Annotated in this window: 12 protein-coding genes and 1 pseudogene; 6 read left to right on the forward strand and 7 right to left on the reverse strand. The window is 62.8% G+C overall.

What is annotated here, in order from left to right; translation table 11 throughout:
• Window positions 1-184: 184 nt before the first annotated feature.
• On the forward strand, window positions 185-1,507 hold the full coding sequence (locus AC0IYN_RS26095; protein WP_078048463.1) for an OprD family porin: 1,323 nt from the start codon (window positions 185-187) through the stop codon (window positions 1,505-1,507).
• 46 nt (window positions 1,508-1,553) lie between these two features.
• Here the strand turns inward: AC0IYN_RS26095 and AC0IYN_RS26100 are convergent, their stop codons facing one another.
• The 3 genes and pseudogenes from AC0IYN_RS26100 to AC0IYN_RS26110 all read right to left on the reverse strand — a co-directional run bounded on the left by AC0IYN_RS26100 (window position 1,554) and on the right by AC0IYN_RS26110 (window position 3,512).
• Window positions 1,554-2,138, reverse strand: a complete 585-nt coding sequence (locus tag AC0IYN_RS26100) for a methyl-accepting chemotaxis protein (RefSeq protein ID WP_370737450.1) — start codon at window positions 2,136-2,138, stop codon at window positions 1,554-1,556.
• Between the two features lie 3 nt (window positions 2,139-2,141).
• A pseudogene (locus AC0IYN_RS26105) lies at window positions 2,142-2,909 on the reverse strand (PAS domain-containing protein); the annotation flags it as partial.
• Window positions 2,910-3,023: 114 nt separating this feature from the next.
• A complete protein-coding gene (locus tag AC0IYN_RS26110) occupies window positions 3,024-3,512 on the reverse strand; it encodes a winged helix-turn-helix transcriptional regulator (RefSeq protein ID WP_457266648.1) in 489 nt (162 codons plus the stop codon).
• 107 nt (window positions 3,513-3,619) lie between these two features.
• Between AC0IYN_RS26110 and fabF the strand changes: the two genes are divergently transcribed.
• The 3 genes from fabF (at window position 3,620) to AC0IYN_RS26125 (ending at window position 7,382) form a co-directional block, all read left to right on the forward strand.
• Window positions 3,620-4,888, forward strand: coding sequence for a beta-ketoacyl-ACP synthase II (gene fabF / locus AC0IYN_RS26115; protein ID WP_457238960.1), 1,269 nt, complete (start codon window positions 3,620-3,622; stop codon window positions 4,886-4,888).
• A 63-nt stretch (window positions 4,889-4,951) separates the two neighbouring features.
• Window positions 4,952-5,332 (forward strand): RidA family protein, encoded by a 381-nt coding sequence (locus tag AC0IYN_RS26120; RefSeq protein WP_471843999.1) that lies wholly within the window; start codon window positions 4,952-4,954, stop codon window positions 5,330-5,332.
• A gap of 70 nt (window positions 5,333-5,402) precedes the next feature.
• Window positions 5,403-7,382 carry a peptidase U32 family protein gene (locus AC0IYN_RS26125; protein ID WP_368945513.1) on the forward strand — a complete coding sequence of 660 codons (1,980 nt, stop codon included), beginning with the start codon at window positions 5,403-5,405 and terminating at the stop codon, window positions 7,380-7,382.
• On the opposite strand, the gene AC0IYN_RS26130 is transcribed toward AC0IYN_RS26125, so the two are convergent.
• A complete protein-coding gene (locus AC0IYN_RS26130) occupies window positions 7,360-8,262 on the reverse strand; it encodes a DMT family transporter (protein ID WP_457247698.1) in 903 nt (300 codons plus the stop codon). The two genes, AC0IYN_RS26125 and AC0IYN_RS26130, sit on opposite strands and share 23 nt — an antisense overlap.
• Window positions 8,263-8,371: 109 nt before the next feature.
• On the opposite strand from AC0IYN_RS26130, the gene AC0IYN_RS26135 reads away from it, so the two are divergent.
• Both AC0IYN_RS26135 and AC0IYN_RS26140 read left to right on the forward strand, forming a co-directional pair.
• Window positions 8,372-8,815: an Lrp/AsnC family transcriptional regulator gene (locus tag AC0IYN_RS26135; RefSeq protein WP_078048456.1), complete on the forward strand. Its 444-nt coding sequence runs from the start codon at window positions 8,372-8,374 to the stop codon at window positions 8,813-8,815.
• 96 nt (window positions 8,816-8,911) lie between these two features.
• Window positions 8,912-9,763: an NmrA family NAD(P)-binding protein gene (locus AC0IYN_RS26140; protein ID WP_471844004.1), complete on the forward strand. Its 852-nt coding sequence runs from the start codon at window positions 8,912-8,914 to the stop codon at window positions 9,761-9,763.
• Window positions 9,764-10,238: 475 nt separating this feature from the next.
• Here the strand turns inward: AC0IYN_RS26140 and xylB are convergent, their stop codons facing one another.
• The 3 genes from xylB to AC0IYN_RS26155 are packed head-to-tail and all read right to left on the reverse strand — an operon-like array spanning window position 10,239 to window position 13,662.
• Window positions 10,239-11,699 carry a xylulokinase gene (gene xylB, locus AC0IYN_RS26145; protein ID WP_471844007.1) on the reverse strand — a complete coding sequence of 487 codons (1,461 nt, stop codon included), beginning with the start codon at window positions 11,697-11,699 and terminating at the stop codon, window positions 10,239-10,241.
• A 7-nt stretch (window positions 11,700-11,706) separates the two neighbouring features.
• Entirely contained in the window at window positions 11,707-12,708 is a 1,002-nt protein-coding gene (locus AC0IYN_RS26150; RefSeq protein WP_457247701.1) for a LacI family DNA-binding transcriptional regulator, read from the reverse strand.
• Window positions 12,709-12,729: 21 nt separating this feature from the next.
• Entirely contained in the window at window positions 12,730-13,662 is a 933-nt protein-coding gene (locus AC0IYN_RS26155; protein WP_457266653.1) for an ABC transporter substrate-binding protein, read from the reverse strand.
• Between the last annotated feature and the right edge of the window lie 5 nt (window positions 13,663-13,667).

Here is a 13,667-nt window from a genome sequence, read left to right on the forward strand (position 1 = left end):
GTTTCATCCGGAAGACCGCTACAGGCCGCGCAGACTGGGCTTAGAATCAACCTCGGCAAGCATGCCGAACACAATAAAAAACCGTAACAGCTCACCTGCAAACATCTGCCCATACAACGTTATGCACCATCCAATAAGTGCGGTGTTTCTGTGCGCGCGTTCATTATTCCGGGGAAGTCACAACATGATTAAACAGTCGAGCCTGTTAGCACTGGCGGTGTGTGCCGGTATCAGCCAAATGGCCTTTGCAGAGTCCGTCAGCGACCAGGCAGATGCCAAGGGGTTTATCGAGGGCAGCAGCATCACCGGGCTGCTGCGCAACTACTACATGAACCGCAACCGTGAAGGCGGTCGGGCTGACAACCGCGACTGGACCCAAGGCGCAATGCTCAACTACGCCTCGGGCTTTACCCAGGGCACCATTGGTTTCGGGGTGGATGCCTATGCCTACGGCGGGCTGAAACTGGATGCCACCCATGAATACGCGGGCACCGGCAACCTGCCGACCGACCGGCACGGCGATCCCGAAGACGCCTACGGCTCGGTCGGCGCTGCCGTGAAAATCAAAGTGTCCAAGACCCAACTCAAATTCGGTGACATGCAGCCCACCGCGCCCGTCTTCGCCACCGGTGGCACGCGCCTGTTGCCGCAGACCGCCACCGGTTTCGACCTGACCAGCAGCGAAATCGCCGGCCTGGACCTGGAAGCCGGGCACTTCACCAGCACCAACAGCGGCATGACCAGCAACCATGACCACGATATCTACGCGACCTACGCCAACATCGCCGCCAACAGCGCAAGCTTTGTCGGCGGCAAATACACCTTTACCCCGTCCCTGAGCGCCACGCTGTATGCCGGCGAGTTGGAAGACATCTGGCGCCAGTACTACACCAACCTCAACTACGTGATTGCGTTGGCGCATGACCAGTCCCTGGCGCTGGACGGCAACCTGTACCGCACCCTCGACACGGGCAGCGCCAAGGCCGGGGCGATCAACAACACCACCTACTCGGTAGCGGCAGCCTACTCGTTCCTGCAGGCGCACACGCTGACGCTGTCGTTCCAGAAAGTGCATGGCGACACGCCGTTCGACTACATCGGCACCGGCAACAACGGTGCGGGCGAAGGCGGTGATTCGGTGTACCTGGCCAACTCGGTGCAATGGGGCGACTTCAACGGCCCGGGCGAGCAGTCGTGGGGCATCCGTTATGACCTCAACGTGGCCAGTTATGGCGTGCCGGGGCTGAGTTTCATGGCGCGCTACATCAACGGCTCGGACATCAATGGTACCCACACACCGGACCACAGCGCCTACGTAGGTGACTACGGTGCCGATGGCGCCCACCACGAGACGGATGTGGAAGCCAAGTACGTGATCCAGAGCGGTCCGGCGAAAAACCTGTCGTTGCGCCTGCGTGATGCGATCGTGGCGTCGAACGCCGACCAGCGCGATGGTGATCTCAATGAGCTGCGGTTGATCGTCGACTATCCGTTTACCCTGCTGTAAGTAGCCTTTGTGGTGAGGGGGCAAGCTCCCTCACCACCGGGTTACATCAGCCCACCCAACCCACGGCGGTCTTGGGAATGACTTCCGACTCATCCAGCTTCGACGCAAACATGCTCACCGCCTCCACCGCGTCACTGGTGCTGGTGCGAATCTGCAGGATCACCGAGCCGGCCTGATCAGCCAGGCTGACGCCGCGTTGCGCGCCTTCCTGGGTGGCGTTCATGCTGGTCACCGCGTCACGGGTTTCCGAGAGGATCATGCCGATCATCTCGGCAATTTCCGCCGTCGAGCGGCTGGTGCGCCCGGCCAGTTGCCGGACTTCATCGGCCACCACCGCAAAGCCCCGCCCTTGATCCCCCGCGCGCGCTGCCTCGATCGCCGCATTGAGCGCCAACAGGTTGGTCTGGTCGGCGATCCCGCGAATGGTGTTGACGATGGCGGTGATCTGCTCGGAACGATCGCCCAGTTGCCCCACCAGCCGTGCAGAAGCGCCGATGTTGTCGGCGATGCGGCGCATTTCGCTGGCAGTCTCCTGGATCACCTGGGTGCCATGTTCGGCAAAACGCTCGGTCTCGGAGGAGATATGGTAGGCCCGCGACGCGCCACGGGAGTCTTCTTCGAATTTTTCCACGCGCTCGGTGATGTCGCTGGCGAACTTGACGATCTTGATCAGCTTGCCGTCGCCGTCATACACCGGGTTGTAGCTCGCCTCCAGCCACACCACATGCCCATGTTTGCCCAGGCGCTTGAATTGGCCCGTGAAGAATTCGCCGTTGTTCAAGCGCCGCCAGAAGTCGGCGTATTCATGGCTGTTGATCAGCGCCGGCTCGCAAAACAGGCGATGCTGTTTGCCTTTGATTTCCGCCAGGCTGTAGCCCATCACGTTGAGGAAATTCGCGTTGGCGTCGAGTACCTGGCCGCTCAAATCGAATTCAATCACCGCCATCGCTCGGTCCAGGGCCGTGAGTTTGCTGCGGGTGGCGGCCTCCTGCTCGATCTTGCTGGTCACGTCCAGCGCGTACTTGACCACCTTCAATACCTGGCCGCGCTCATCCAGCACCGGGTTGTAACTGGCCTCCAGCCAGATCGTATTGCCGTTGCCGTCCACGCGCTTGAAGGTGCCGGACACAAACTTGCCGGCCTTCAAATCACTCCAGAACTGGCTGTAGGCCGGGCTGCCGGTCAACGCCGGCGGGCAAAAATCACGGTGGGATTTACCGGCCAATTGACTGGCGCTGTAACCCAGGGTCTTGAGGAAGTTGTCGTTGGCCCGCAATACCTTGCCGTTCAGGTCGAATTCGACCACGGCCATCGAGCGTTCCAGTGCGGCGATCAGTCCTTTGTACTCGGTGACTTCGGCCGTCCTGGCCGACAGTGCTGTCTTGAGTGCTGTGTTGAACATGGACGTACCCTCAGCCGTGCGGAGAACCCTGTGTCTCGCCTCGCTATCGGCTGGGAAATACGCGACTTTACGCGCCCTCCCAGGATTATTTTCTGGCGTCAAATACCCGCGTGATCAGCGCTTTGCATCAAGCAACGCCAGGCGTTCGCGCATGCCGGCACTCGCCGCCGGGCCGGCCTGCAACACGCACTGATCAAGCGGTACTTGCTGGCCGTCGGCACGCGCCAAAATAGGCTGCACGGGCGTGCCTGTCGCACGCTCTACCAACTCCACACTGGTGCCCTCCTCGGCGTAATGGCGGTTGCCCCAGGCCACCAGCGACATCAGCACCATGCGGAAATCCTCGCCCTTTGCCGTCGGCACATATTCATAGCGCGGCGGCCGCTCACTGTAGGCCTGGCGCTCCAGCATGCCGGCCTCCACCAACGCGTTCAGGCGGCGCGTGAGCATATTGGGCGCAATGCCCAGGCTGCGGGAAAATTCATCGAAGCGGCGCAGGCCCTGCAGCGCGTCGCGCATGATCAGGATGCTCCACCACTCCCCTACCCGGTCGAGGCTGCGGGCGATGGGGCATTCGTCGCGGGTGAGGGACTTGCGTTGCATGGGCGTTTCCTTGGGCCGGTGCCTATTTACGTGATGCCATGTTACTTTCATGATGATAGTAACGTCCACAGGGTCTGTTCCCTCAACGCAACCGGAGTCGATTGATCATGAGTAAACGCATCGTTGTGACAGGCATGGGCGCGCTGACGCCGCTCGGCGCTGACGTGGAGTCAACCTGGCAACGCCTGCTGGCCGGGCAGTCGGGCATTCGTCGCCTGCCGGAAGAACTGATCGGAGACCTGGCCGTGAGCATCGGCGGCCAGGTGCAAAGCGTGCAACAGGATCCGCAAGCCGGGTTCGACCCCGACCGGCTGTTGGCGGCCAAGGAGCAGCGCAAGATGGACCGCTTTATCCTGTTCGCCCTGGCGGCGGCAGATGAAGCTTTGAAACAGGCCGGCTGGGCACCCGTTACGGCCGAAGCGCAGGAACGCACCGCCACCATCATCGCCTCGGGTGTCGGCGGTTTCCCGGCGATTGCCGATGCGGTGCGCACCACCGACAGCAAGGGCCCACGGCGGTTGTCACCGTTCACCATCCCCTCCTTCCTGAGCAACATGGCCGCTGGGCATGTGTCGATCAACTACGGCTTGAAGGGGCCTTTGGGCGCGCCGGTGACCGCGTGTGCGGCAGGCGTGCAGGCGATTGGCGACGCGGCACGGATGATCCGTGCCGGTGAAGTCGATGTGGCGGTGTGTGGGGGCGCCGAAGCGGCGATCCATCGCGTCAGCCTGGCCGGGTTTGCGGCGGCGCGGGCATTGTCGAGTGACTTCAATGACCGCCCGGCGCAGGCTTCGCGACCATTCGACCAGGCACGTGACGGGTTTGTCATGGGCGAAGGCGCCGGCATCCTGGTGATCGAAGAACTGGAGCACGCCCTGGCGCGCGGTGCACAGCCGATTGCCGAATTGGTGGGGTACGGCACCAGCGCCGACGCCTATCACATGACCGCTGGCCCGGAAGACGGCGACGGCGCACGCCGCGCGATGCTGCAGGCTTTGCGTCAGGCCGGTATCGATGCCGACCAGGTGCAGTACCTGAACGCCCACGCCACCTCGACCCCAGTGGGTGACAAAGGTGAATTGGCCGCCATCAGGACGGTCTTCGGTGCCAGCGGCAGCCCGGCGATCAGTTCGACCAAATCCGCCACCGGCCATTTGCTCGGGGCGGCGGGCGGTATCGAAGCGATCTTTACCGTACTTGCCCTGCGCGACCAGGTGGCACCGGTCACGCTCAACCTGGAAAACCCCGACGCCCTCGCCGACGGCCTGGACCTGCTGCGCGGTCAGGCCCGGCCGATGCCGATTGAATACGCCCTGTCCAACGGCTTCGGTTTTGGCGGTGTGAATGCCAGCGTGCTGTTCCGCCGCTGGGCGTAGTTTGCCCCTACCGTCATTTTCGGGGACCATGGCGCCTTCTGAAACTGCCAACCAGAGGCGCCCATGGCCAACCACGACCTGCACTACACCCCGGACCCCGATGACGACTCGATCTCTTCTGATGTGATTGGCTTCAACGGCATCCTGGTGTCCACCCAGATTCCGACCCGCGCCGATGGCAGCCTGGAACTGGGCGACATCACCCTGCAAAGCGAATGCACCCTGCAAGCCCTGAAAGTCGCCCTGGAAAAGGCCGGCAGCTCCATGGACCGGGTGATGCACCTGACCATTTATCTGACTGACATGGCCGACCGCGCTGCCTTTAACGAGGTCTACAAACGCTTCTTCGCCAAGCCGTGGCCCGTGCGCGCGGCAGTTGGCGTGGCGGCGTTGGCGGTCGATGGCATGCGCGTGGAAGTCACCGCGATGGCCGCTCAGGCCTGAGTGGGTGCCGGTCAGGCATTTCACAGCTACAATGCCCGCCTCAACCGTGACAAGCCTGACTAAAAAAACTATGTCCTTGCCCAAGCATCACCTGGAATTGCTCAGCCCTGCCCGCGATGTCGCCATCGCGCGCGAGGCTATCCTGCATGGCGCCGACGCCGTGTACATCGGCGGCCCGAGCTTCGGCGCGCGCCATAACGCCTGCAACGATGTGAGCGACATCGCTCAACTGGTGGAATTCGCCCGCCGTTACCACGCGCGCGTGTTCACCACGATCAACACCATCTTGCATGACAACGAACTGGAACCCGCGCGCAAGCTGATCCATCAGCTCTACGACGCTGGCGTCGACGCGTTGATCGTGCAGGACCTGGGCGTGATGGAACTGGATATTCCGCCCATCGAGCTGCACGCCAGCACCCAGACCGACATTCGTACCCTGGGCCGCGCCAAGTTTCTCGACCAGGCCGGTTTCTCGCAGTTGGTATTGGCCCGTGAGCTGAACCTGCAAGAGATCCGTGCCATCGCCGACGAAACCGATGCCGCCATCGAATTCTTCATCCACGGCGCCCTGTGCGTGGCGTTCTCCGGGCAGTGCAACATCTCCCACGCGCAGAACGGCCGCAGCGCCAACCGTGGCGACTGCTCCCAGGCCTGCCGCCTGCCGTACACGCTCAAAGACGATCAAGGTCGCGTCGTGGCCTTTGAAAAGCACCTGCTGTCGATGAAAGACAACAACCAGAGCGCCAACATTCGCGCGCTGGTCGAAGCCGGGGTGCGGTCGTTCAAGATCGAAGGCCGCTACAAGGACATGGGCTATGTGAAGAACATCACCGCCTATTACCGCCAGCGTCTCGACGAGATCCTTGAAGACCGCCCGGACCTGGCCCGCGCTTCCAGCGGCCGCACCGCGCATTTCTTCCTGCCCGACCCGGAAAAGACCTTCCACCGTGGCAGCACCGACTATTTCGTGACTGACCGCAAGGTCGACATCGGCGCCTTCGATACTCCGACCTTCACCGGCCTGCCGGTGGGTGTGGTGGAAAAAGCCGGCAAGCGCGACCTGCAGGTGGTCACCCATGAGCCGCTGTCCAACGGCGATGGCCTGAACGTGCTGGTCAAGCGTGAAGTGGTGGGTTTCCGCGCCAATATCGCCGAGCCTAAAGGCGAGTTCGAGGAAGACGGCGAGAAGCGCTACCGCTACCGCGTCGAGCCGAATGAAATGCCGGCGGGCCTGCATCAACTGCGCCCGAACCACCCGTTGAACCGTAACCTGGACCACAACTGGCAACAGGCGTTGCTCAAGACCTCATCCGAGCGCCGTATCGGCCTGACCTGGACCGCACGTCTGCGCGAAGAGCAGTTGGACGTCACCGCCACCAGCGAAGAAGGCATCAGCGCCAGCATCACCCTGCCCGGCCCGTTCGGCGTGGCCAACAAGCCGGAACAGGCGCTGGACACCTTGCGCGACCTGCTCGGCCAACTGGGTACCACCGAGTACCACGCGACCAATATCCAGCTGGATGCGCCACAGGCGTTCTTCATCCCCAACTCACAGCTCAAGGCCCTGCGCCGCGAAGTGATCGAGGCGCTGACCGCTGCCCGCGTCGCCGCTCACCCACGCGGTGGCCGCAAGGCCGAGACCTCGCCGCCGCCGGTATACCCGGACGCGCACCTGTCGTTCCTGGCCAACGTCTACAACCAGAAAGCCCGCGACTTCTACCACCGCCACGGGGTGAAGCTGATCGACGCTGCCTTCGAAGCCCACGAAGAAACCGGCGAAGTCCCGGTGATGATCACCAAGCACTGCCTGCGCTTCTCGTTCAACCTGTGCCCTAAACAGGCCAAGGGGGTCACGGGCGTGAAGACCAAGGTCGCGCCGATGCAGTTGATCCACGGCGATGAAGTGCTGACCCTGAAGTTCGACTGCAAACCCTGCGAGATGCACGTGGTGGGCAAGATCAAGGGGCATATCCTCGGCCTGCCGCAGCCGGGCAGCGTGGTCGAACATTTCAACCCGGAAAACATCATTTTCCAGGGTACGCACTGACACGCTGGGAGCGGGGCCACCACCAGCCCCGCTGCAACCCGGCGGCCGCCAGCAGGATCGCCACCACCCCCAGCCATTGCAGCCAGCCCAGGCGATGCCCGAAGGCGATCCAATCGACGAAGATCGCCGCAATCGGGTAAATAAACGACAGTGCGCCGGTCAGGGCTGTCGGCAATTTCTGGATCGCGCCGTACAGCAAGACATACATCAGGCCAGTGTGCACCACGCCGAGCGTCACCAGTGCCGCCCAGGCATTGGTCGTGACCGGCAGGCTATTCCACGGCACCAGCGGCGCCAGTAACAGTGCGCCGGTGGTCACCTGGATCAACGCCATCAAATGTGGCGGCACTGCTTTCAGGCGCTTGATGATCAGCGCCGCAATCGCATACAGGAAGGCTGCGCCCAACGCCAACGCGATGCCTGTGAGGTAATCGTCGCCGGTCTGTTGATCGCCATGGGCAGTCACAATCGCCAACATCCCCAGGAACGCCACGCTCAGCCACGCCAGTTTCTGCACGGTGATCTTTTCACCCAGGAACACCGCCGCCAGCATCACCAGCATGAACGGCTGCACGTTGTACACCGCCGTGCTGATAGCAATAGATGCGCGCGAATAGGATTCGAACAGCAGCAACCAGTTGCCGACAATCGCCACGCCACTGAGCATCGCCAGGCCCAGCTTGGCCCAACTGAGCAGGTCCAGGCGCAGGTAACCGAGCAACGCGCAGACCAGCAACAGCGTCAGCCCGCCGATCACGCAGCGCCAGAACACCACTTCGATCACCGACACGCCTGACACCAGTACAAACCAGCCAATGGTGCCCGAGATCAGCATGGCGGCGACCATTTCCCACGACCCGCGACGGATGGATGTGTCCATGTTTGAGGCTCCTCAAGTGAGGCTCAATTATGGCAATCTGCTTGGGACCGGCTCCAGCGACTAAAAAAGGCCAAAGGCCAGGGTTGCCTTTACTTATTAGGTGAACACCATGATTGACACCATCGACCAGCAACTGATCGCGGCTTTGATGGACGACTCGCGCCTGTCCCTCAAGGCCTTGGCCGGGATTACCGGGTTGTCCTCACCCAGTGTCGGCGAACGCCTGCGCCGCCTTGAAGAACGCGGCGTGTTGACCCATTACACCGTCGACATCGACCCCAAGCATTTCGGCTATCTGCTCCAGGCCATCGTGCGCATCCGCCCGTTGCCCGGCAAATTGCATGAGGTGGAGCGGCAGATCCAGGCGATCCCGGAATTCACTGAGTGCGACAAGGTCACCGGCGACGACTGCTTTATCGCGCGGCTGCATGTGCGCACCATGGATCACCTGGACAGCCTGCTCGATAAACTCAACGCCTATGCCGAAACCAACACGGCCATCGTCAAGAAAACCCCGGTGAAACGGCGCTTGCCGCCCCTGGGGGATTCGTGATTTCGAGTCATCAGCGCAATGCCTGAATAGGTATTCTGTCATCACTGGGCGGTCTTTATCCTGGCGCCACTCTTTGGACCAACAGGTGAGCAGCTCATGTATGTCATTACCGGAATCACAGGCAAAGTCGGCGGCGCCCTGGCGCACAATCTGATCAAGGCAGGCCAACCCGTTCGCGCCGTGGTGCGCGATGCGGGCAAGGCGGCCTACTGGGCTGACCAGGGTTGCGAAGTGGTATTCGCCCACATGGAAGACGCCCAGGCGCTGACCGCCGCGTTCAAGGGCGCGACCGGGGTATTCATCCTGCCGCCACCCGGCTTCGACCCGCAGCCCGGCTTTCCCGAAGCCCGCACTGTGATCAGTGCGGTCACCCAGGCCCTGCAGGCCGCCGCGCCGCAGAAGGTGCTGTGCCTGTCGACCATCGGTGCCCAGGCCGAGCCGCTCAACCTGCTGACACAGCGGACCTTGATGGAACACGCCCTGGGCGCGCTCGACATCCCCGTGACCTTCCTGCGCCCGGCCTGGTTCATGGAGAACGCGCTGTACGACGTGACGACCGCCCGTGAAACCGGGGTGATCCACAGCTTCCTGCAACCGCTGGACAAGGCTGTGCCAATGGTCGCCACGGCGGATATCGGCACGGTCGCTGCGCAGTTATTGCAACAGGCGTGGGCCGGTCACCGTGTGGTGGAGCTTGAGGGCCAATGGGTGAGCCCGAACGATATCGCGTTTACCCTGGCGCAATTGCTGGGCCGCGACGTTCGCGCCGAGGTGGTTGCGCGTGATACTTGGGAAACCCTGCTGCGTTCGCACGGTGCGCAGAACCCGATGCCACGTATGCGCATGGTGGATGGGTTCAATGAGGGGTGGATTTGTTTTGAGCATGGCCAGGTGCTCAAGGGTAATACGACGCTGTTGACTGTCTTGGGTGGGCTGGTGTCTGCATAGTTCTGGGTACGGTGTTGGACTTGCGCCGCTGGCGACCTGACAGCCGCCACAATCTAACTGTCACCCCCGCAATCCAAAAATGTGGGAGCTGGCTTGCCTGCGAAGGCGGTGGTGCGGTGTACATATCCGTTATTTGGGTAACGGCTGCTTATGGTTCCGCTCTTACAGCGGCTCACTTTTGAAAAGCCCAAAAGTAAGCAAAAGGCTCTTGCCCCAACACTCGGCACCTCGCCTAGGCTCGGTGTGCCCGTAATCCGACAGGTATTTGGGGGGCCGCCGCCACGCGCCATCCATGGCGCGGGGCGGCTAAACCGGCATCCCTGCCGGTTTACCCCCCAAATCCCTGTCGAATTCCGGCCAGCGTGTTTGACGGGGCGCCTAGGATCAAAAGCAAGATCAAGAGCGGCTCGCTTCGCATCGTGGTTTCGGTGTGGAGAGGCCTTCGCAGGCAAGCCCGCCTGCAAAGTATCCTTGCTCAGTCGTGCAGTGCCTTGGCCGCGGCCAGCAGCCCTTGGAATTTGCGGTAGCGCGCTTCCAACACGGCTTGCTGCCTGGCGTCCGGCACGTATCGCGCTTTCACTGGCATCCCCGCCTGCACCAGCGCCTCTCCTTGGTCAATCGCCAGAAACCCGAGCTTCGCGGCGCCAATGCAGGCGCTCAGTTCACTGCCGTGCAGGGTGAAGATTTCGCGTTGCAGGATATTCGCCAGCAACTGGGCCCAATACCCGCTGCGTGCACCACCGCCCACCAGTGCGCACGCGCCCACGTCGGCGCCGGCCGATTGCACGGCGCGCAGTGCGTCCAGCAGGCCGAACCCCACGCCTTCCATGACGGCATAACCGAGCATCGCGGGTGTGCAGTCGTGGCCCAGGCCCATGAAGCCACCGCGCAGCAGCGGGTCGTTATGGGGGGTGCGTTCACCGGCCAGGTACGGCAGGAACAAGGGTGTACTGAGCGGCACGGTCTGTTCGATCGGTAATTGCGCCTGCACCTGGTCCAGCAATGTCTGCTCGTCCAGGGTGCCTGTCAGCCGCGTGACCCAGCGCAGGCAACTGGCGCCGGCCAGCATGGCGCCCATGGTGTACCAGCGGTTGGGCAAGGCATGGCAGAAGCTGTGCACCGCGCTCGCCGGGTTGCCGGCAGAGTGGTCGGTGATGGCGACAATGGCGGCGCTGGTGCCGAGGGTGATAAATCCATCCCCCGCATTGATCGCACCGATACCGACCGCCGCCACCGGGTTATCACCACCGCCGCCGGCGATGACTACCGAGGGCGACAAGCCTAACCCCTGCACCGTCAGCACGGCACTTGCGGCGCCGCCTTCGACCAGCCGGGGCATTTGCGCGGGCGAGAGGCCCGTGGCGCGCAATAGGGGGGCGAACCATTCACGTCGGGCTACATCCAGCCACAAGGTGCCGGCTGCATCGGACATCTCGCTGATGCGCTCGCCACTCAGGCGCAACCGCAGGTAGTCCTTGGGCGACAGCACACAATCGATGGCCTTGAACACCTCTGGCTCATGCTGTTGCAGCCATAGCAGCTTCGGCGCGGTCAGGCCGGCCATGGGCAGGCTGCCGGTGACGTCGGCAAAGCCTGCGCCCAACTGCTCGGCCTCGGCGATGGCACGGGAGTCGTCCCACAGGATGGCCGGGTATAACACGCGGTTGTCCGCGTCCAACAATACTGCGCCGTGCATCTGCCCGGACAGGCCAATACAGGCCACGCGGGCAAACGCCTCGTGCCCACGCAATTCGGCCAGCGCCTGCACGCACGCCTGCCACCAGTCTTGCGGTGCCTGTTCAGACCAGCCGCTGTGGCGCCGCGATACATTCAGGCGCACGCCGGCATGGGCCAACACCGTGCCGTCGAGGTCCATGAGGATGGCCTTGAGTTCCGAGGTGCCGAGGTCGATGCCGAGGGATACGGGGTTGCTCATACGCGGGTCATTCCAGTCCAATACAGCCACATGAATTACGCACTTGCAGGCTCGGCGCCAGGCGCACGCTGTGGGTCGGCGCGCCGGGCAAGGCCATGCGTTGCAACAGCAGGTTCACGGCCTGGGCGCCAAGGGCCTGGACCGGCTGCGCGATCAAGGTCAGGCGCGGCACGAAAAAGTCCGCCCAGTCAAAATCATCAAACCCCACCAGCGCCATCTGCGCCGGCACGTCTATCCGCGCATCGCGCAGGGCATGCATGGCGCCAAGCGTCATCAGGTTATTGCCCGCCATGATCGCCGTGGGCGGCGCCGTCAAGGCCAGCAACTGCCGCGTAGCCGCATGTGCCGGCTCACTGTTGGAGCCACCGTTGACCAGCAACTGCGGGTCAAACGCCAGGCCCGCCGCCGCTAATGCTGCACGGTAACCGGCGACGCGCTCATCGGTAGTCCCCAGCCCCGCTCGCCCTGCGATAAAGCCGATGCGCCGGTGCCCGTGTTCAATCAGGTGCGCGACCAAGGCCTGGGTAGACTGTGTGTTCTCCACCCCGACCTGATCGAATTGCTCGCTCATCATGCGGTCCACCAGCACCGTGGGCACCTCGTTGGCTCGCAGGTACTCCAGTGCACTGGAGCCGGTGGACGGTGCGAGCAAGATCCCGTCGACCCGCCGATGGTGCAGCGCCGTGACCACCCGCAGTTCCTGCACCGGGTCGTCGTGGGTGTCGACAAACAGCATCATGTAGCCGTGCTTGGCGCACTCGGTTTCAATCGCGTGCACCGTCTCGCTGAAGTAATGGTTGGACAGCGCCGAGATCGCCACGCCAATCGTGCTGGTGCTCGAACGGGCCAGCGAGCGTGCCAGGGTGTTGGGGATGTAGCCCAATGCCTGGATCGCTTGCTGCACCGCTTGCACCGTGGCCGGGCTGACCTTGCGGGTGCCGTTCAACACGTGGGACACCGTCGACGGCGACACCCCCGCCCTGCTTGCCACGTCATCCATGGTGACCACGACGCTGTTCCTCTGGCTAGATCAATGTTTACTCGACCAACCGCTGTACGTCGCAACGTTGTCACGGGTGATCAATTTTGGCGTAAGCAGGGTAACCGCTTCGGCCGGGGGTTTGTCGTTGAGAATGTCATTGCCCACATTCACTGCGGTCTGCGCCATGGCCCACGGGTCCTGGCTGGACGATGCCTGGATCTGCGAGTCGGTTTTCAGCGCGTTCTCGATGTCCGGCGCGCCGTCCACCGAGGTGATGATGATGCCGCTGCGCTTGAGCTGCTTGGCCGCCAGGTCGCTGCCGATGGCTTGCGGGTCGTTGATCGCGAACAGGCCGTCGATTTTCGGAAAGCGCGTGAGGTAGCCCTGCATCACGTTCAGTCCGCCTTCGCGGGAGCCTTTGCCGTCCTGGTCATCGGACAGCACCTTGATATCCGGCGCGGCGGCCAGTGCCGCCTTGCAGCCTTTGACACGGTCGGTCACGGCGGTGACTTGCGGGCCGTTCTGGATGATCACATTGCCCTTGCCGGAAAGCTTGTCCACCAGGTACTGGCACGCCAGCTTGCCGGCCTCGACGTTGTCGGTCTGCACGGTGGCGTTCACGCCCTTGGCGTCCACATCCACGGCGACCACGACAATGCCGGCGTCACGGGCCTTCTTGATCGCCGAGGCCATCGCAGACGGGTCGACGGCGTTGATCAGGATCAGGTCGACCTTGGACGAAATAAAGTTATCGATCTGCGAAAACTGCTTGCTCAGGTCATAGTCGGCCGACACCGAGGTGACCTTGACGCTGGGGTTCAACTCTTTGGCCCGTGCGGTGGCGCCGTCGGCCAGGGTCACGAAATACGGGTTGCCCAGCGAGCCCATGCTGATGCCGAGCGCCTTCAGTTCACGGGCTTCGACGACGTGGGACATCAGGGCAGCCAAGGCAATGACGGGAAACATGCGTTTTAGGTTCATGCGGG

Source organism: Pseudomonas sp. AC112 (genome assembly GCF_979253545.1).